The sequence below is a fragment of the Duncaniella sp. B8 genome (genome assembly GCF_005304985.1).
GTDB classification, from domain to species: Bacteria; Bacteroidota; Bacteroidia; order Bacteroidales; family Muribaculaceae; genus Duncaniella; species Duncaniella muris.
In genome coordinates, this window is the sequence record NZ_CP040121.1 from 1,979,870 (window position 1) to 1,999,702 (window position 19,833).

The window sequence follows — 19,833 nt, forward strand, 5'->3', positions numbered from 1 at the left end:
CTCCTCCATTCCCAAAAACTTTTCAACACACTTTTCAACACACCTCATGGGCAGCCCGTGTCAAAAGGGGAAATGTCGCGGAAGCAAGCGCTCAAAGTGTGCCTATGGTTTTTCCCAAACGGTGATGCTTTTGCGCAGAGCCACACGGCCATACTTTTTCATCTGCTGGCTGCTGTTGCCTTTCTGCTGGCGGAGCACATATATTTTGACCGGACGGAAACCGATCTGCTCGGCTATGGCTGTTGAAATGAAATCTACCGGAATCACTTCTCCTGCATAGCGCACATTGTCATTGACAAAAGCTACTTTCGCACTATGGCGACAGGTGCGAAACAGTTCAAAAAACAGAAATGTCAACTCCGTGAAATATCCTTCGACCATAGGGATTACTCCTTTGTTGTTGATCTCTCCGTTGGCCATTCTCAGTTTCAAGGCTTCTATGACCTCTTTTAAAGGTTCGCATGACTGGAGTATTCCGCATATCCGCTCAAAGTCGGCAGCCCGACCAATGGATGTATAGAAGTCACGCAGATGGCTGACTTTTGATTTGTTTTCGACCGTACATGACAGCAGGTCCTGACGCAGTTGCCTGATTCTGGTGTCAGAAACGCCAAGGTAAGCAAGTTCGAGCGCATATGTGCGGGTATAGTCGTAGCGGTTGCAGTATGGCGGTGATGTGATCACGGCATCAATACTTTCAGAGGCCCTCAGCGGGAGTTTGTATAAAACACTTCCTTCATGGAAATCACAGCTGCATCCTTTGCGGCGTGGCATCGTGTTGCGGATCAACTCAATGTCAGCTATGAACTGGTTGAGTTCGGAGATGATTGCATTTCTGAACGAGGGTATGTCACCTTTGTTGAGCTTTACGACCATAGGGCGCCTGCCGGTTTCCTCGCGTTTCTGTATTGCGCGGATTATTTTGGGCGAGCGGATGTCCCAGCGCAGATATTGACCGTCTTTGGCCGAGTAGCTAATCCGCTCCAGAATGTTTATTGCACACAGCCGGAAGAGGGTTTTGCAGTTGTCTGAAAAGTCTGATGAGGCAATCAGTTCTGTGAAGTAATTCAGTTCGATAGCGTTTTGTTTGGGATAGCCTTCTTCTGTGATGGTGATATATGGAGTTTCCTGACGGTAGTTTCCGGGCAATTCCCGGCTTGCTATAAATTCAATGAGCCGATGAAGCTCGGCTATGTTATAGTCATGGACCGCGCTTTTTGCTTTTATGGCGATGGCTGACATCGGCAGGATGTCATAACCGATGCTGTTGATGTTCTCTGCTGACGCTACCAGAGCGGTGGTGCCGGATCCCATGAAGGGGTCGAGTATCGTGTCGTCAGGCTGGAGTTTGAATTCGCTGATGAGATTTCTGACAAGTTCGGCTGAAAAACCTTCTTTGTATTTCAGCCAACTGTGGATGCTGTCGTTCTTGCTCAGCTGGAAACTGACGCTTTTGCGGTCGAATCGGTCGGTTATATCGGCAAGCGGCCAATATTTTTCTTCCAGACGGAGTCGTTCTGAGTCAGAAGCGAAGCCTTCGGCTGAAAATGACGAGAGTTTCCATCGGTTGTCAGTATCCGTTGCAGTATATTCAGGGAATAGGCTTGAAATCATGTCGGTCAAAGGCTTAGTGTCCATGCGCAGTAAGATGTCAGTTGGCCGTCATCTGTGAGATTTGCGGCAAAACTTAAGGTTGAATCCGAGAGCTGATCCCAGATCTCGGTAGCCATTTTTGCTTCGATGGCGGCTGCTATGAATGATGTGCACACCGGAGCCGGTCTGAATGCAGATCTGATGCGGGAAAGTGCGGAGTTGCCGGTTTTCCAGTGTTCATCGGCTCCGGCCGGGTCTATGCCGCCTTTGAGTTCTCCGAACATCAGGGCTTTTTGTGGATGATTCACAATGCGTCCGGAATCAAAACTTAGGCAGTCGCCATCGAAAAGGCAGATGTCTACATTGTTGTTGACCAATGGTATTTTTGTATTGAAAAACAAGAGGCGGTTCTTGCCGTCGTGGCTCCACTGGATGGCGGCGATTTCAGATGCTGCTGTAAAGTCGGCTTCGTAGCTGCCGCTTGTCCATCCGTTGTTTTTCTTTTGCTGTTTTGACAGCACGTAATATGGGATTTCCCGGATAGCCAGTAATGAAAGCAGTTTCCTGACGAGTTTCATCTGAGCGAGTTCACCGACATAGTTCCTCATGGATCCGCCGAGTGAATCACCTTTGATCAGCAGAAAGCGATATGTAAGTTCTTCTGCAAATTCATTGCCTGCGGGTTCAAGGAAATTCTTTATCAGAGCGCGTATTGCTTCGGTCTTGTCTGCTTCAGTGAAATATTTGAAGGCTTTGTCAGAAAGTCCGGACGCTGTAAGAAGAGCCGGGCGGATGGCATCGATGCCGAGCAGAGCCTGCGGATTTTCTGCTGTCAGGGCATATGCGCGTAGAGTCCTGGCCTGTTCGATGTACGGGCGCCCTTTTTCATTCTTTGCAAGAGCGGCCTCTATGAAGCCGCTGCGGGTCTGGGTGCGGGAGGTGATCAGTTCTTGGGCTGATCTGATGATCAATAGTGGATTCATGGGATTACAAAGATACTTATTTTTTCGTTATGACGCAACCGAGGCCTCCGCTGTGTGGGCGGGGCCTCGGTGATATTGTAGGGTGGAGGAGGGGCTGATTCTGTCAGCGGCATGAGGCGCGCTTCATGCCATCAGCGACGTTCGACGGGTTTCATGTCGTAGGAGAGCATCGCGAGAGTGAAACCCCAGTAGATGAAGGCGAGCGATGTGAGGAAGCTTGTCATTGCCATGTCCTGTACCCAGCCTGCTTCAATGAAGAAGAAGCCGATGAGCATCAGCAGTATGCCGTTGATGAGCTGGAGCCACCAGTAGCGGCGTCCGCTCTGGTTGACTGCGCTGCAAAGGGCGCTGATGCCCCAGAAGATGAAGATGAAGGCAATGAAGTAGGGGAATACTGCTTCGGAGAGTACGATGCTGCGGACCATGAGGAAGCCGATGAACATGTCGATGATGCCTCCGGCAAGCCACCATCCCCAGCCTCTGCCGCGGTCAGGTCCGGAGGAGACGAGGAGCTGGACAATGCCCACAAGGATGAGCAGCCATCCGAAGATCTGGGATGCTACGGCGTAGCCGGCTACGGGCCAGAACCAATAAGCGAAACCGCAGATGACCATTAGGATTCCCGCTGCGAGGATCACCCACCAATAGCGGGTCTGTCCCCAGAATTTTTCAATTAGCGTTTTCATAACGTCTTGTGTTTTTTGTTAATAGTTGAAATTGATTTTGCGATATAGTTTGTGTGTTTGCTTCATAGAAGTGATTGCGCTGAATCGAAAGTGAGGAACAGCGGGATCACTCGCTGTAATGTAATAACGCGCGGCGTTTTGAATTTGTTGAGAAAAAAGTGCTTAAGGACCTATGGCGCGGATGAGGCCGGCATACTGTCGGTCTGCGCGGCTGTGGCGGCGGCTGAGGTCAGATAGCGTTCCACGAGGGTGGAGTATTGTGGTGTGGTCTTGAAGCGGCGTATCTGGGCGTCGAGGGTGTCGGCAAGCGCGGTGTTGTCTTTGTTGACTACCCATGACTGGAACTGGGTGAACGATACTGGTGTGGCCAGGTTGACGTCAGGATAGTCCTCGGCGAGGCGTGTGGCTTTGGCTTCGTTTATGACGGCGCGCGGGATGCGCCCCATTGCGGTCAGCATGAAGAGTTGCTCGGCGCTGTGGATAGAGTCGTGACGCAGGATTATGGTGTCGCCGATCTCATGGCTCAGGTTGCGGAGGCGTTCGGCGATCGGTGTGCCTCCTACTGTCCAGACTTCCTTGCCGGCGAGGTCGAGGCGCGAACGGACGGTGGTGTCGAGGCTTATGAGTACCTGGCGGTCGAGGTAGACGGGTTCGGTGAAGCGGAAGCTGTCGCGCCGCGAGGAGGTAAGCGGATAGTCGGAGATGACCACGTCATAGACGCCGCGTTTCAGCTCGTCGAGTGCCGAGGTGACGGATGATATTGGGTAGAATTTGACATTGTCTCCATAGAGGGTGGCCATCTGTTTCATCATCTCGTAGTTGAAGCCTGCGAGTGAGTCGCCGTAGCGGTAGAGCGACATGGGTGAGTAGTCGATGGCCACGTTGATGGTGTCGCCTTTGGCGCGTGTGTATTCATAGCCGTTGTTTGCTACGGGCGAGGAGCAGCTTTTGACCGAGACGATCACTCCGACGGCTATGAGTATGAGCGAGAGGAGTATGCCTCCGCGGGGGCCGTGGAAGAAGTCTGCGAGGTTGCCGTGGCGTGGGCGGCCGGTGGTTTTATAGTCAGGGTCTGTGGGTGTCATAGGGCCGGTTGTCTGATACATTTATGTATATATAAACAATCGGCCGGCGAAAAAAGGTTGACGGATGAGCCTGTGCTTCGGCTTGTCAGGAGCGGATCAGTTTGAGAAGTCTACTATCACGCCCATCTGGAAGCGGCGCGGGTTGAGCGGATAGTGGGGCATGGAGAAGTAGTTGTTGTCGCCGATGAGGCCTTGGTTGACGTGTGAGAAGAGCACGAAGAAGCGGGCGCGTGAGAGCTTGAGGTTGAGATAGGCTGTCATGAAGGGGTAGTTTCCGCAGTCGATCTCGCGCTGGTTGCAGAAGGCCATTGTGGCGGGCTGGTAGGCGGGGGCCTTGTATTTTGTGTAGTAGTCGCAGTCTACACCGAGCTGGACTTTGAGCACTCTCGCCACTCTGAAGAGCAGATAGAGGTTGGAGTAGACGGCCAGTCTGGGCAGAGGTATGACTGCATCGTTGGTTGATGTCTGATAGATGATGGTATTGTCCCAGTTGAGCGCGCGCCAGCGGAGGTTCTGCTGTGCGCGGATGCTGAACACCTGCACGCTGCCGCTTTCCTGGGTGGGGAGTCCGTCGGCGTTGAAGTAGATGTGGTTCTGGATGTTTTCCACTCCGACGTTGATGTTGGTTCCGGTGTGGGGGATGTCGAGGATGCCGCCGAGGCGGAGGCGCCGGATTTTTCCGAAATCGTTTTTCCAGGCGAAGTGGTTGGAGATGAAGTTGTTCATCAGATATGGCGCCGAGGTGTTGCTGAAAAGGCCATAGGCTTTGACCGATACGGTGTCGCCGAGCAGTCTGAATCGGGTCGATGCGTTGCCATCGATCTTGATTTCGCCTGCTGCGGGACCGATGAGTCCGATGTTGGCGGTGGCCTCGTAGTTGAGCAGATGGCCCTGCTGTTTGGTGAGCTGTGCGCCTACGTAGAGCAGGTTTTCATTGGCCTTGTGGGCGAGGCGCGACTCGAAGGGGTAGGGTGTCAGTGCGGCGGGGCGGTCGTCGCCTGAGATTGCCAGGGTGTCGGGTGTCTGCCAATAATGGCGTATCTCGTGGGTGACGAAGGCGGCGAGACCAGCTTTGGCGTATTTGTTGAAGCCTTCAAGCAGAGAGATGCCTATGGTGTTGCGCAGAGAGTTGTATTTGGTGCGGTCGCAGGTGGCATCGGCGTCAAGATAGTGGTTGGCCCAGTATTCCTTGCCTTCCGAGGAGCTGGTGTTGGTGAAGCGGTGGCGGGAGTCTTTGTAGTCAAGAGTCCAGATGAAGCTCGACACGGGGACGTATTCGCGGGCCACTACGGAGTCGTTTTCGTCGCGGGTCTCTTTCCAGAAGCCCACTTTGTAGCGGTGGTTCATGTAGAACTGCTGTCCGCGCACACGTGAGTGGGCTGCTGACAGATAGGTCGGGATACTTTTGGGGTTGATGGTCGAGACTCCGCCCTGGATTTTGGCCGGATCGGTGATGTAGAGGTCGTCGGTGATGCCGCCGTTTTCCTTGTTGAGGAAGTTGAAGGAGTTGAAGAAGGCCTGCATTTCATAGCGGTCGCCCATGTAGGACCCTGATAGCCCCCAGGAGAAACCTTTGGCGGCCTGATATTCATAACTGCCTTTGGAGTAGGGATAGTGGACGCGGGCACCGATCTGCGCGCGCTTGCTGATATTGCCTGAGAAGAGCATGCGCAGATAGTCCTGGGCTATTTCGCGTCCGCCTCCGGTGTTGTAGCCCAACTGGGTCACGGGGATGCGGGTGTTGAAAAAGCGCATGTTGTCGACGGTCGGAATCCAGAACTGTTTTGCATCGCGGAAAAAGAAGTCGCTCATGGGCTCGCGTTCCATGAAGATCATGTTTTTGCCGACGGAGGCCTGATTGCCTGTGGTGGCGAAGGCAGGGCTGACAGAGGTAGGGACGGCCGTGCGGTAATAGTTGTGCATGAGGGTATCCATCGGGACCCGTTCGCGCAGTCCGAGCGGCTGGATGATGCGCCAGCTGTATGACAGCGAGTCAGACGGTGTGTCATCTTTGCCGAACCCCTGAAGTCCGGCAATGAGTATGGTGAAAATGATGAGGATATGCTTTTTCATAATGTGCCTGCAAAGGTACTTAAAAATCGCGCATAAAAAAAATTATCCGTCATCTCGACGAATAATCTTCTTACCTTAAATCTAATACCATGAAAAACTGATGCAAAGGTATAGACTTTTTGGGATATGTCAAATATTTATGTTTAAAAACATCTTTGTTTTAACTTTATTTTACTATTCGGGTATTGGAATGAGATTTTGTTAACAGGGATTAAGCTTTTGCGGAGATTAAGAGGCCGTTTTTAAACAGCCCCTAAGAACTTTGGAGCGGCGGCTATTTCCGGGTGATGGAAAAAATGTTGACAGCGTTGCCTCCGCGTTTTTTGCGGCCCTGTGAGGTGACGACTATGTATTTTCCGTCGGCTGACCGACCGAGGCCTACTGGGTAGGAGTCGCAGCGGATCGAGGTCTCGAGTTTCATGGTCCGGGCGTTGACTATGTCGATACGGTTGGCGAAGTTGCAGGCAGCATAGACATATCTGCCGTCGGGCGAGACTTCGATGGTGCGCGCGCCGGCACCAACCTTGCATCCTTTCCATCCGTTTGCCTTGATGGCGCGGCGTTTTGCGGCCGAGGCCGAGGCGATGGCGCTGCCGAGGCTGTCGGTGTGAATTTTCCAGACCATGCCGTTGACGTTGCAGGAGGCGAAGAGGTTTTTGCCGTGGAGGGTGAGGTGTCTTACATTATATATATTGTTGATGAAGCCTATGTGTTTCATGGTTTTCAGGTCGACCACGGCTATGGAGCCTGCCATGCAGCCGATGAGCATGTGGCGGTCGCCGGGTAGGAAGACTGTGCCGCGCAGGAGGTAGCCGGAGTTGGAATCGCGGTTCACGGATTCGTTAAGCGGAAAGTCGAGTTTGAGTTTGTTGCCGATAGTGACGGGCGGCAGATGGCTCCAGCGGGCCGGATCGGGCGAGGAGATGTCAATCAGGCCTACGGTGTTGTCGCCCCAGTGGGTGACTGCAAGAAGTCGGCCGGAGTTTGAGACGGAGACCATCTTGGGGAGAGGGCCGGTGTCAAACATGCGGACAATCGAGTCGGTGCGGGTGTCAACCACGGCCATTGCCGAGGGGTCCTGGGCATTGATGTCGAAGGTGCGGCGGTAGTAGGGAATCCAGAGGTATCGGCCGCTGTGGGAGAAGGTCATCTCCACGGGTTTCCCGCTGAAAGATCTGCGGGCGCCGTTGAGATAGTGTTCCCACTTATAGTGAGGCGAAGAGGTCCAGTTGTCGCCCTGTCCGTTTTTGAATGTGTGGCTGATTACTTTCAGCTTGCGCATGCTTCGGGCATCATAGACTATGGTGCGGCAGCCTTCAAGTGAGTTCACATAGAAGCGAGAGCCGTCGGGGTGGAAGGCGGCTGACTTCGGCGAATGGATGTCGGTGTCATAGGTGGAGCGCTGTGAGGCGTTGAACTGCTGCTTTTTGCCGATATTGGTGATGGTGATTGCTCCGTCGCGTGTCGAGGCTTTGTCGCCTATTTCGGAGCGGACCAGGGCTGGTTCGTCGGTCTGCGCTGTGGCCGGAATGAATGTTGCGGCAGTCAGGAGCATGGCTGTAGCCGCGCGCATGATGAGCCGGAGAGGGTGTGTCGGGTGGTGTGATGTCATTTTCCTTTGATGGTTTGTTGAAATGATTGGTCAGGTTGGAATTTGATTTCTATAAGCTGTTTTTAGCAGCCCTTTAAATTGTGTGTCGATGAATCATCGGTGGTTCCGTGTGTCGGATTGCAACGCATGAAAAAATGCGGGCGCTAAGATAATGAAAATTTTGCAGATAGCATCTGTCGGGAATACAAAAAAGCGGTCTGAGCGCACGGGGTGAGGCTCAGACCGCTTGATATGTGTGTGTGGAAGGAAAGGCCTATTCCTTTGCCGGGAAGGCGCTTATTCCCACTCGATTGTGGCCGGCGGTTTGGAGGAGATGTCGTAGCAGACGCGGTTGACGCCGCGGACTTTGTTGATGATGTCGTTGCTGACTTTGGACATGAAGTCGTAGGGGAGGTGGGCCCAGTCGGCGGTCATGGCGTCGGTCGAGGTTACGGCGCGCAGGGCTATGGCACGTTCGTAGGTGCGTTCGTCGCCCATGACTCCTACGCTCTGCACGGGGAGGAGGATGGCTCCTGCCTGCCATACTTTGTCATAGAGATCCCAGTCGCGGAGACCGCGGATGAAGATGTCGTCGGCGTCCTGGAGGATGCGGACTTTCTCAGGGGTGATGTCGCCGAGAATGCGGACGGCGAGGCCGGGGCCGGGGAAGGGGTGACGTTTGATGAGGTGGTCTGGCATGCCGAGCTGACGGCCTACGGCGCGGACTTCGTCTTTGAAGAGCAGACGGAGGGGTTCGCACAGACGGAGGTTCATCTTTTCGGGCAGACCGCCTACGTTGTGGTGGCTCTTGATGGTTGTGCCGGTGATGGAGAGGCTTTCGATGCAGTCGGGGTAGATGGTTCCCTGAGCGAGCCATTTGACGTCTTTGATCTTATGGGCTTCTTCATCAAACACATCGATGAAGCCTTTGCCTATGATCTTGCGCTTGCGTTCGGGTTCGGTGACTCCGGCGAGTTCGCTGAAGAATTTTTCAGAGGCGTCGACGCCGATCACGTTGAGGCCGAGACATTCGTAGTCGTGGAGCACGTCGCGGAATTCGTTTTTGCGCAGCATGCCGTGGTCTACGAAGATGCAGGTGAGGTTCTTGCCGATGGCGCGGTTGAGGAGCACTGCGGCTACCGAGGAGTCGACTCCGCCACTGAGGCCGAGCACCACCTTGTCATCGCCGAGCTGCTCTTTGAGCTGGGCCACTGTAGATTCGATGAATGATTCGGCAGTCCAGTCCTGCTTGCCGCCGCAGATGTCGACCACGAAGTTGCGCAGAAGCTGGGTTCCGTGTTCCGAGTGGTAGACTTCGGGGTGGAACTGCACGCCCCAGGTCTTTTCGCCTTCAACCTGATAGGCGGCTATTGCAACCTTGTCGGTGGAGGCTATGGTGTTGAATGAGTCGGGGATCGCGGTGATGGTGTCGCCGTGGCTCATCCACACCTGTGATCCTGCGGGGATGTTTTTGAACAGAGGGTTGGCGGTGTCGATCTTTGTCAGGTGGGCACGGCCGTATTCGCGTGAAGGAGCGGGTTCCACACTGCCGCCTGAGGTGTAGGCGATGAACTGAGCTCCGTAGCAGATGCCGAGCACCGGCAGGTGTCCGCGCAGGCGCGAGAGTTCGGTGCGGAAGGCTTTTTCATCGTAGACCGAGAAGGGGGAGCCTGAGAGAATCACGCCGATGACCGAGGGGTCGTCGTAGGGGAACTTGTTGTAGGGCAAGATCTCGCAGTATTCGCCGAGCTCGCGCACACGGCGTCCGATGAGCTGTGTGGTCTGCGATCCGAAGTCAAGAATGATTATCTTTTCCTGCATAAAGTGGGAATAAGAGATGGTTGTGGTAATGGATTGATTTCTGAGTGCAAATTTACTCAAAAATCGTGAGATTTTCACCCCGTCGCAATAAAGATGGTGAAATTTTATTAAAGCGCCTCAAAAGTGCTTTAAAATAGGCTCAAATAGTAGTTTAAAGGCGGTTATGTGAGAAAAATTGAGTAATTTTGCGGGCTAATTCAAAATGAGACAATGAACAGAATAAAACTTTTTCTGACCGATGTAGACGGGACGCTGACTGACGGGGGTATGTATTACACCGCCGGGGGTGATGCCATGAAAAAGTTCAACGCGCGCGACGGCATGGGGCTGCTGCTCCTTCAGAAGGCCGGCATAAAGGTGGGGATCATCACCAGCGAGAACACCGGCATTGTCAGAAGCCGTGCCGAAAAGCTCGGTGTGGATTTTCTTGTCCAGGGCCGGCGTGACGGCGGCAAGCTTGAAGCCGCGCTTGAGATCTGTGCCCGGATAGGCATCGGGCTTGACGAGGTGTCATACATAGGCGATGATGTCAATTGCAGCGATCTGCTGCGCGCCGCTGGTGTGGCTGCCTGTCCGGCCGATGCGATGGCTGCCGTCAAGGCTATAGAAGGAATACGGATAATGAATCTTAAAGGAGGAGAGGGCTGTGTGCGGGAGTTTGCCGAAGCGGTCCTTTCCGGGGAATATTGACAGATTGTTTAAAAACAATCTCTAAACCAATACTGAAACAAATGAGCAAAGTAAAAATATCAGTGACTTTCATGCTGCTTGCGGTGACGTTCTGCGTCTGCCTGATAGTCAGCAATCTGATGGAGATAAAGACTGTGGATCTGGGTCCGCTCACCATAACTGCGGGCGTGGTGGTCTTTCCGATCTCCTATATTCTCAATGACTGTATAGTCGAGGTCTATGGCTTCAGCAAGGCGCGTCTTGTCATCTGGCTCGGCTTCGGGATGAATCTTCTTGTCTCGCTGCTGCTGCAGCTCGGCATCTGGCTTCCAGGAGCGCCGTCGTGGCAGGGCCAGGAGGCTATGGAGGTGGTCTTCGGGGCTGTCCCGCGCATCTTCGCGGCCAGTTTCATTGCCTTCCTGTGTGGCTCGATGGTCAATGCTTATGTGATGTCGCGCATGAAGGCTGCCTCTAACGGACGCCGCTTTTCTCTGCGGGCCATCGTGTCGTCGCTGTGGGGCGAGGGGGTTGATTCGGTGATCTTCTTCCCGATGGCTTTCGGCGGCATCCTTGCATGGAATGAAATAGCGATGCTGATCATCACGCAGACCTTCCTGAAGACTTTCTACGAGGTTCTGATCCTGCCGGTGACCATGAGGGTTGTAAAGATGCTGCGCGATCATGAAGGCGGCGATGTGACAGATGATAGCCGGACGTCATACAAATGGTGGAAGATCAATGAAATATGAAGGTGTCAAGTGGGTGTGGTTCGATCTTGACGACACTCTGATTGATTTTCATGCCAATTCGCGGCTGGCCAATGCGATCATCTATCGCGAGGCCGGCCTTGACCGCTATTATGCCACTCCTGAGCAGTGGATCGAGGCATATGAGGGGCACAACCGCCTGCTGTGGGACCGCTACAGCCGAGGGGAGATCACGCAGGGTTTTCTGCGTGTCGACCGTTTCGCCACACCGCTGTCTCCCCGCTGGGCCGGAAGTCGCGAAGATCTTGAAGCCTTCTGCTGGAGGCTCGACAGGGAGTATCTCGACCGGCTTGCCGAGCAGACGGTGATGATTGACGGTGCCGTTGAGCAGCTCTCCCGCCTGCGCGCGCATTATAATATAGGTGTGCTCAGCAACGGGTTCAAGGAAGTGCAGCATCGGAAGCTGGAAAACACCGGACTCGCGCCGCTTGTGGATCTTGTGGTGCTCAGCGATGACGTGGGCTTCAACAAACCTGACCTGCGTATCTTTGCCTATGCCATGAAGCGCGCCGGAGAGATGGATCCGCAGGCCCATCTGATGATCGGCGACAACCTTGCGGCCGATGTAGGCGGGGCTGTCAGGGTGGGCTGGCGTGCAATACACTTCGACCGCACTCAGCCGGGGTTGCGCTGGAGAGGAAGCCATATTGCCATAGCCGATCTGAAGCTGCTTGAGGGGCTTCTGTGAGGCTTTTTCGGCGTTTTTTCGCGCTAAAGTGGTGAGAAAGTGAAATTTAAGCAAAAAATTATAGGAATTATAGTTGATAATCCAAAAAAAGTTCCGATATTTGCACTTGCAAAAAATTGCGCCTTGAAAAAGCGCAACGTCAAAGATATTAACCAATTATAAAATTCATATTGTAATGACTAAAGCTGACATCGTTAACGAGATCTCAAAATCAACCGGAATTGACAAGGCCAACGTGCTCGAAACCATCGAGAAATTCATGGAGACCGTAAAGGAATCTCTCTCTCACGGCGAAAACGTCTATCTTCGCGGCTTCGGTAGCTTCATCACCAAGGTGCGTTCGGAAAAGACTGCCCGTAACATATCAAAGAACACCACTATCATCATCCCCGAACACCGCATCCCCGCTTTCAAGCCCGCCAAGGTGTTTATGGAAGAGGTTAAGGATCTGAAATAATTCTGCCTGCCAGAAAATCCAACTTTTAGTTAAACAAAATAAATACCAACCACATGCCAAGCGGAAAGAAAAGAAAAGGCCACAAGATGGCTACCCACAAGCGTAAAAAACGCCTTCGCAAAAACCGCCACAAGAAGAAATAATTCTTGCGTAGTTGCGTAATGAACACGAAGAACAAACTCTTTTGCCCGGCTCTTGAACAAAGACGCACGCAAAAGGTTTGTTCTTTGCGTCATTTCTCTAATCCGGATAACGCTTATCAATGAAAAGTGAACTGATTGTAGACGTACAGCCCGGTGAGGTTTCGATAGCCTTGCTTGAGGATTCGCGGCTCGTATCCTTGCAGAAGGAGTCGCGCAACATCGCCTACGCTGTCGGAGACATCTATCTTGCCAAAGTCAAGAAACTGATGCCCGGCCTTAACGCCGCCTTCGTCAACGTGGGCTACGAGAAGGACGCTTTTCTTCATTATCTGGATCTCGGTTCTCAATTCTCCACCTACTCGGCCTTTCTGAAGGCCATTCTCGTCGACAAGAAGTCTGACACCACCGTCCCGAAAATCAAGCGCCTGCCCGACATCGACAAACACGGCGCCATCACCGGCGTCCTGGAGCCGGGCCAGGAACTCATGGTTCAGATAGTCAAGGAGCCTATCTCGTCGAAAGGCCCCCGTCTGACCACTGAGATCACTTTCACCGGACGCTACATGGTGCTCATACCATTCGGCGACAAGATCTCCCTTTCGCAGAAAATCAAGACCACGGAAGAAAAACTCCGCCTGCGTCAGCTCATCGAAAGCATCAAGCCGAAAAACTTCGGAGTAATCATCCGCACCTCGGCCGAAGGAAAGAGCGTAAGGGAGCTGCACCACGAGCTCAAAACCCTCCTGCGCTGCTGGGAGGAGACAGTGGCAAAAGCGCAGAAAGCAAGCGCCCCGGCTCTCATTTTTGAAGAGGAAAGCCGCATCGTCGGAATGCTTCGCGACGTATTCAGCCCCACTTTCGAGAGCATTCATGTCAATGACAAGGAAATCTTCAGCCAGATTTCAAAGTATGTCAACCTCATTTCACCGGAGAGCAAAGACATCGTCAAGCTTTATGAGGACGATGTCCCCATCTTCGATCATTTCAGCATCACCCGCCAGATAAAATCGTCGTTCGGAAAGACGGTTTCATTCAAATCAGGCGCCTATGTAATCATCGAACATACCGAGGCACTCCATGTCATTGACGTCAACTCCGGCAACCGCTCGAAAGCCGCGCCTGACCAGGAAAGCAACGCGCTTGAGGTCAACCTGCGGGCCGCCGACGAGATAGCCCGCCAGCTACGCCTGCGCGACATGGGCGGCATCATCGTCATCGACTTCATCGACATGAACAAAGCCGAGCACCGGCAGAAACTCTATGAACACATGCGCGAGGTGATGGCCAATGACCGCGCCCGCCACAACATTCTGCCGCTGAGCAAGTTCGGGCTGATGCAGATCACCCGCCAGAGAGTGCGCCCGGTGCTTGACATAAACACCTCCGAAACCTGCCCGTCGTGTCACGGCAAAGGCGAGGTGCGCCCGTCGCTGCTCTTCACCGATCTGCTGCACGAAAAACTCGACTATCTGGTCAACACGCTTAAGACCAAACACTTTGTGCTCTATGTGCACCCCTTCGTGTCGGCCTATCTGAAGAAAGGTTTCCCGTCGCTCTACCGTCGCTGGCAGCTTGAATTCGGCTTCAACTTCCGGATCGTGCCTGACGAATCGCTCGCCTATCTGCAGTATCGCGTACTTGACCGCGACCGCAACGAAATCGACCTCAAGGAAGAGAAAGACATGGACTCCTCGGCATCGAAATCAAAAGCAAAAACCAAGAACCGAACCCAGGAAGATTAGCATCCAAGCATTTTCCCTGTTCTTACGAACCCTATCAGAAACCTCCCGCCGCAGACTGCAAGGTCTGAGCCGGGAGGTTTTTCGCATCTTCCGGCAGTAGCGGCAGTCAGGGAATGGAGGGTGCTGAGTCCGTGTGTCGGCGTGGTTGGCCTTAAGAACAATTTCGAGGAGATTTTTTGTCGGGATTAAATTTGCTTTACAATTTTTTATGACTAATTTTGCAAGGGCTAAGAACGCCTGTGCGTAATTGGCCCGAAATCAATTTAATCACAACTAATTATAAGCATTAATCTATTATTTTTCATATCATGGATATTTCCCACATCGAGCACGTAGGCATCGCAGTTCCTGATCTGAAGGAAGCCATCGCCTTTTACGAAAACACTCTTGGCCTTAAATGTTTTGCCATTGAAGAAGTTGAAGATCAGAAAGTACGCACCGCCTTCTTCAAGGTAGGCCAGACCAAGATCGAACTTCTTGAAGGAACTTCTCCTGAAAGCGCCATCTCAAAGTTTATCGCCAACAACGGCGGCCGCGGCGGCATCCAGCACATCGCATTCGCCATTGAAGACGGTGTGGCCAACGCTCTGGCAGAAGTCGAAGGCAAAGGCTGCCGTCTGATCGACAAGGCTCCGCGCAAGGGTGCCGAAGGTCTGAACATCGCGTTCCTTCACCCGAAATCAACTTGCGGTACTCTTATCGAACTCTGCGAGGACCCCAACAAGTAACATCCATCTCCCATCCCCGTCAGCAATGACGGAGACAGAAGAAATCTACAACCAAGAACTCCACCCATTTTACTTCGAAACAAATGAGTAACCAGCTTGAAAAAGTAAAAGAGCTTATCGCCCTTCGCGAAGAAGCCCGCTTAGGCGGTGGCGAAAAGGCCATTCAGAAACAGCACGAGAGAGGCAAATACACAGCCCGCGAGCGTATCGCACAGCTTCTCGATGAAGGCTCTTTTGAGGAAATCGACATGTTTGTCCGTCATCGTTGCTACAACTTCGGACAGGAAAAGAAAAGCTATCTCGGCGACGGCGTTGTGACCGGCTACGGCACAATCGACGGCCGACTCGTATATGTATTCGCTCAGGACTTCACCGTGTTCGGCGGATCTCTCAGCGAGACAATGGCCCTCAAGATCTGCAAGATCATGGACATGGCCATGAAGATGGGCGCACCCGTCATAGGTCTCAACGACTCAGGCGGCGCACGTATCCAGGAAGGCATCAACGCCCTCGCAGGCTATGCCGAAATTTTCCAGCGCAACATCCTCGCCTCAGGCGTGATTCCCCAGATCTCCGGCATCCTCGGCCCCTGCGCCGGCGGTGCGGTGTATTCTCCCGCGCTGACTGACTTCACCATCATGACCAAGGGCATCAGCTACATGTTCCTCACCGGCCCGAAGGTGGTCAAGACCGTGACTGGCGAAGACGTGACCCAGGAAGCACTCGGCGGCGCAACCGTGCACTCGCAGAAGAGCGGTGTGGCACACTTCGCAGCCGAAGACGGCGAAGAGACCCTGCGCATCATCCGCAAGCTCTTCAGCTACATCCCCCAGAACAACCTCGAAGAACCGCCGCTGGTTGAATGCAACGACCCCATTGACCGTCTGGAAGACTCTCTGAACGAGATCGTGCCTGACTCGGCCAACCATCCCTATGACATGTATGAGGTCATCAACGCAATCGTCGACAACGGCGAATTCCTTGAAATCCAGCGCGAATACGCAAAAAATATCATCATCGGCTTTGCCCGTTTCAACGGCCAGGCAGTCGGCATAGTTGCCAACCAGCCCAAATATCTCGCCGGTGTGCTTGACAGCAACGCATCTCGCAAGGGTGCCCGCTTTGTCCGCTTCTGCGATGCCTTCAACATTCCTCTGGTGACCCTCGTCGACGTCCCCGGCTTCCTCCCCGGTACCGGTCAGGAATACAACGGCGTGATCCTCCACGGCGCCAAGCTCCTCTATGCCTACGGCGAGGCCACAGTGCCCAAGGTGACAGTCACACTGCGCAAGAGCTACGGCGGCAGCCACATCGTGATGTCATGCAAGCAGCTTCGCGGCGACATGAACTACGCATGGCCCACGGCAGAAATCGCTGTTATGGGTGGCGCAGGCGCTGTTGAAGTGCTCTATGCCAAGGAAGCCAAGGCAGCTGAAGATCCCGCCAAGGTGCTCCGCGAAAAGGAAGACGAATACAACAAGCTCTTCTGCAACCCCTACAACGCTGCCCGCTACGGCTATATCGACGACGTCATCGAACCTCGCAACACCCGCTTCCGCATCATCCGTGCCCTGCAGCAGCTTGCGACCAAGAAGGTTGTCAACCCGGCCAAGAAACACGGCAACATACCTCTCTAAACCGCGAGGGAAGGTCACCCCAAACCGATAAAACAAACATCAGAAAAAGTTATGAAGAAAAGACTTTTAACGCTGTTGCTGGTGACTCTCGCCTGTGTCACGGCAGTGTCGGCCCAAGGTCGCCGCGGTCTGCGCCTCAACGAGGTGATGATCGCCAACGACTCCACAAGTGTGGTGGACGACTTCGGCCGTTACAGTGCCTGGGTCGAGCTTTACAACTCGACTTTCGCACCGCTGGAGATCTCAAGCGTCTTCATCACCAACGACCGCAGCAACAATACTCTCTATCCCGTGCCTTTAGGCGACGTGAATACCGAGATTCCCGCCCGTCAGCATGTGCTGTTCTGGGCCGACGGAGAGCCCAACAAGGGAACTTTCCATCTGAATTTCACCTTCACTCCCGGCGAGGACAACTATCTTGCCATCTATGACGCCAACGGCCTGTCGCTCATCGACGAGATCGTGGTGCCCGGCAACCTGCTCCCCGGACAGTCATATGCCCGCAAGGCTGACGGCGAAGGCGGTATCAACAACCCTGAGGACTGGGAAGTGCGTGACGGCTCTGAAGCCAAGTATATCACGCCTTCAAGCAACAACATCATCAAGAGCACCAACAATAAGGTGGACAGCTTCGCTGAAAACGATCCCCACGGATTTGCGATGGCTGTGATGGCGATGTGCATCGTGTTCTCGGCGCTGCTCGTGCTTTCGATCTGCTTCTACATCATCAGCCGCATCGGAGCCTCTGTGTCGCGCTCGCGCAAGATCAAGGCTCTCAGCTCAGATGACGAAGAACTGGCAGACCACCATCACGAACAGGATTCAGGTGAGGTCATCGCCGCTATCTCGGCAGCTCTCTCCGAGCATCTCGATGCTCATGATCGCGAAAGCACAGTGCTGACCATCAACAAGGTGCGTCGTGCCTATTCGCCCTGGAGCTCGAAGATCTACAATCTGCGCGAACTTCCCCGCAAATAATCGTGTCCACCTCATTAACACTTTCAACCATTGAAACACTATCACGACAATGAAAGAATATAAATATAGAATCAACGGTAACCCATACACCGTCAAAGTCGGCGACATCGACAACAATATCGCCAAGGTGGAGGTCAACGGTGTTCCCTATAAGGTGGAACTCGAAAAGACCGAAAAGCCTGTGACCATCGTAACCGCCCCGCGTCCATCGGCAGCTCCCCGCACAGAGAGCGGCGCCAAGGTGATCGCCAAACCCAAAGCCGCAGCCGCAGGCTACAGCGTCGAGGCTCCTCTGCCCGGTGTGGTAGTTTCGGTCAACGTCAAAGTGGGAGATGTCGTCAAGGCATCTGACACTGTAGTTGTGCTTGAGGCTATGAAAATGGAAAATGCCATCCATGCAGGCCAGGACGGCACAGTTGCCTCGATCGCTGTCTCGGCAGGTGATTCCGTGCTCCAGGGTGCAGCCCTCATTACCCTCGAATAAAAAGAGTGAGTGTAGTCTTACAATCTGATTGAAAACCTCACTTCCAAGTAACAGCATCAATTATGTTTAGCGAATTCTTAACCCAAAACCTTCAGGAGTTCTGGCATCTGACAGGTTTCTACAACGCCACGTGGCAGCATCTGGTGATGCTGGTGGTGGGCTTGTTCTTCATCTGGCTTGCCATTAAGAAGAACTTCGAGCCCATGCTCCTCGTGCCTATAGGTTTCGGTATCCTTATCGGCAATGTGCCCTTCAACACTACCGCCGGTCTGGAAATCGGTATTTATGAAGAAGGCTCCGTGCTCAATATCCTCTACAACGGTGTGAGTGCAGGCTGGTATCCGCCTCTGATCTTCCTCGGCATCGGCGCCATGACCGACTTCTCGGCACTGATCGCCAATCCGAAGCTCATGCTCATCGGCGCTGCCGCGCAGTTCGGTATTTTCGGTGCCTACATGGTGGCTCTTCTTTTAGGCTTTGCTCCTGACCAGGCCGGTGCGCTTGCCATCATCGGCGGTGCCGACGGTCCGACAGCAATCTTCCTTTCGTCGAAACTCGCTCCGAACCTAATGGGCGCCATTGCCGTGTCGGCTTACTCCTATATGGCTCTCGTGCCAGTGATCCAGCCGCCGCTGATGCGCTTGCTGACCACCAAGAACGAGCGTCTGATCAAGATGAAGCCCGCGCGCGCCGTGTCGCAGAACGAAAAGATCATTTTCCCGATCGTGGGTCTGATCCTCACCTGCTTCGTTGTGCCTTCGGGTCTGCCGCTGCTCGGCATGCTCTTCTTCGGCAACCTTCTGCGTGAGTGCGGTGTCACCAACCGTCTGGCCAAGACTGCCAGCAATGCCCTCACCGATATTGTCACCATCCTTCTGGGCATGACAGTCGGCGCATCGACCCAGGCGTCAGAGTTCCTGACTTCGGAAACTATCCGCATCTTCCTTCTTGGCTTCATGGCGTTTATCATCGCCTCGGCCAGCGGTGTGATCTTCGTCAAGCTCTTTAATCTGGTTCTTCCGAAGTCCAAGAAGATCAATCCGCTTATCGGCAACGCCGGCGTTTCGGCCGTTCCGATGTCGGCACGTATTTCAAACAACCTCGGTCTGGAATACGATCCGAGCAACTACCTGCTGATGCACGCTATGGGCCCGAACGTGGCCGGTGTGATCGGTTCGGCTGTGGCAGCCGGTGTGCTTCTCGGATTCCTTGCCTGATGATATCAGGATCTGAATATCCCTTATAAAAACGCAGGGGCATAAATTTTAGCTGAATAAAATGTTATGCCTCTGCGTTTTTCATGATTACTTTCCTGCGATAAGTTATTTGTAATAAGTAACTCTGAAAAATTAATTTATACTATATGCGGAATTTATTCAGAGGCAGAATCGAGGAATGAAGAGGGAGTTTATAGACATAAACGACCGATGAAGAACTTGATTCTGACCGGAATAAAACCGCAGAGAGTATAAAAGATCCTCCATAGGAGATACTAATGTACATTATATCGTTTAATTTTGAAGAGTTACTTAAAAATTGTTCCAGGAATCCGGCCCTGATTGAGAACCATTGTGGCGGCAAGGGTGTTTATAAAATAGAAATTCTCACATCCGTATGCGTTTGATTTCAACTGCAGACCTCTTTTTTCGCCAATGCGGCACAGTGCATAGTGAATCGGCAGGCCTGATTTAAACCGAACAATAAGGTC

Annotated in this window: 18 protein-coding genes; 10 read left to right on the forward strand and 8 right to left on the reverse strand. The window is 53.2% G+C overall.

Annotated features, from left to right (window positions below; genetic code table 11):
* Nucleotides 1–102: 102 nt before the first annotated feature.
* From FDZ78_RS08475 to guaA, 7 genes are all read right to left on the reverse strand, one after another.
* The gene (locus FDZ78_RS08475; RefSeq protein ID WP_205746914.1) at nt 103–1,638 is read right to left on the reverse strand and encodes a DNA methyltransferase; all 1,536 of its coding nucleotides are present in this window, start codon (nt 1,636–1,638) and stop codon (nt 103–105) included.
* Entirely contained in the window at nt 1,620–2,576 is a 957-nt protein-coding gene (locus tag FDZ78_RS08480; protein ID WP_136408409.1) for an AvaI/BsoBI family type II restriction endonuclease, read from the reverse strand. Before FDZ78_RS08480 ends, FDZ78_RS08475 begins: the two co-directional genes overlap by 19 nt.
* 131 nt (nt 2,577–2,707) lie before the next feature.
* On the reverse strand, nt 2,708–3,262 hold the full coding sequence (locus FDZ78_RS08485) for an HdeD family acid-resistance protein (RefSeq protein ID WP_107032395.1): 555 nt from the start codon (nt 3,260–3,262) through the stop codon (nt 2,708–2,710).
* Nucleotides 3,263–3,432: 170 nt separating this feature from the next.
* Nucleotides 3,433–4,368: a transporter substrate-binding domain-containing protein gene (locus FDZ78_RS08490; protein WP_107032396.1), complete on the reverse strand. Its 936-nt coding sequence runs from the start codon at nt 4,366–4,368 to the stop codon at nt 3,433–3,435.
* A 75-nt stretch (nt 4,369–4,443) separates the two neighbouring features.
* Nucleotides 4,444–6,420, reverse strand: coding sequence for a putative porin (locus tag FDZ78_RS08495; protein WP_136408410.1), 1,977 nt, complete (start codon nt 6,418–6,420; stop codon nt 4,444–4,446).
* A gap of 274 nt (nt 6,421–6,694) precedes the next feature.
* Nucleotides 6,695–8,032, reverse strand: a complete 1,338-nt coding sequence (locus FDZ78_RS08500) for a YncE family protein (protein WP_124075630.1) — start codon at nt 8,030–8,032, stop codon at nt 6,695–6,697.
* 276 nt (nt 8,033–8,308) lie between these two features.
* A complete protein-coding gene (guaA, locus tag FDZ78_RS08505) occupies nt 8,309–9,832 on the reverse strand; it encodes a glutamine-hydrolyzing GMP synthase (protein WP_136408411.1) in 1,524 nt (507 codons plus the stop codon).
* 210 nt (nt 9,833–10,042) lie between these two features.
* On the opposite strand from guaA, the gene FDZ78_RS08510 reads away from it, so the two are divergent.
* The 4 genes from FDZ78_RS08510 (at nt 10,043) to FDZ78_RS08525 (ending at nt 12,413) form a co-directional block, all read left to right on the forward strand.
* Complete coding sequence (locus FDZ78_RS08510; RefSeq protein WP_107032400.1) at nt 10,043–10,522, forward strand: HAD family hydrolase; 480 nt, start codon at nt 10,043–10,045, stop codon at nt 10,520–10,522.
* Between the two features lie 41 nt (nt 10,523–10,563).
* Complete coding sequence (locus tag FDZ78_RS08515; RefSeq protein ID WP_136408412.1) at nt 10,564–11,250, forward strand: queuosine precursor transporter; 687 nt, start codon at nt 10,564–10,566, stop codon at nt 11,248–11,250.
* Nucleotides 11,240–11,956, forward strand: coding sequence for a YjjG family noncanonical pyrimidine nucleotidase (locus FDZ78_RS08520; protein ID WP_168182007.1), 717 nt, complete (start codon nt 11,240–11,242; stop codon nt 11,954–11,956). The genes FDZ78_RS08515 and FDZ78_RS08520 overlap by 11 nt, the downstream gene beginning before the upstream one ends.
* 175 nt (nt 11,957–12,131) lie before the next feature.
* Complete coding sequence (locus tag FDZ78_RS08525; protein ID WP_107032403.1) at nt 12,132–12,413, forward strand: HU family DNA-binding protein; 282 nt, start codon at nt 12,132–12,134, stop codon at nt 12,411–12,413.
* A gap of 29 nt (nt 12,414–12,442) precedes the next feature.
* Here FDZ78_RS08525 and FDZ78_RS14630 read toward each other — a convergent pair whose 3' ends face one another.
* Nucleotides 12,443–12,649, reverse strand: coding sequence for a hypothetical protein (locus tag FDZ78_RS14630; protein ID WP_162496193.1), 207 nt, complete (start codon nt 12,647–12,649; stop codon nt 12,443–12,445).
* A gap of 26 nt (nt 12,650–12,675) precedes the next feature.
* Here FDZ78_RS14630 and FDZ78_RS08530 point away from each other — a divergent pair, with 26 nt between their 5' ends.
* The 6 genes from FDZ78_RS08530 to FDZ78_RS08555 all read left to right on the forward strand — a co-directional run bounded on the left by FDZ78_RS08530 (nt 12,676) and on the right by FDZ78_RS08555 (nt 19,342).
* Nucleotides 12,676–14,298: an Rne/Rng family ribonuclease gene (locus tag FDZ78_RS08530; protein ID WP_107032404.1), complete on the forward strand. Its 1,623-nt coding sequence runs from the start codon at nt 12,676–12,678 to the stop codon at nt 14,296–14,298.
* A gap of 308 nt (nt 14,299–14,606) precedes the next feature.
* Complete coding sequence (gene mce / locus FDZ78_RS08535; protein ID WP_107032405.1) at nt 14,607–15,026, forward strand: methylmalonyl-CoA epimerase; 420 nt, start codon at nt 14,607–14,609, stop codon at nt 15,024–15,026.
* A gap of 83 nt (nt 15,027–15,109) precedes the next feature.
* Nucleotides 15,110–16,663, forward strand: coding sequence for an acyl-CoA carboxylase subunit beta (locus FDZ78_RS08540; RefSeq protein WP_107032406.1), 1,554 nt, complete (start codon nt 15,110–15,112; stop codon nt 16,661–16,663).
* 51 nt (nt 16,664–16,714) lie between these two features.
* The gene (locus FDZ78_RS08545; protein WP_107032407.1) at nt 16,715–17,641 is read left to right on the forward strand and encodes an OadG family transporter subunit; all 927 of its coding nucleotides are present in this window, start codon (nt 16,715–16,717) and stop codon (nt 17,639–17,641) included.
* Between the two features lie 49 nt (nt 17,642–17,690).
* On the forward strand, nt 17,691–18,125 hold the full coding sequence (locus tag FDZ78_RS08550) for a biotin/lipoyl-containing protein (RefSeq protein ID WP_107032408.1): 435 nt from the start codon (nt 17,691–17,693) through the stop codon (nt 18,123–18,125).
* 62 nt (nt 18,126–18,187) lie between these two features.
* Nucleotides 18,188–19,342 carry a sodium ion-translocating decarboxylase subunit beta gene (locus FDZ78_RS08555; RefSeq protein ID WP_136408414.1) on the forward strand — a complete coding sequence of 385 codons (1,155 nt, stop codon included), beginning with the start codon at nt 18,188–18,190 and terminating at the stop codon, nt 19,340–19,342.
* Nucleotides 19,343–19,833 lie beyond the last annotated feature (491 nt).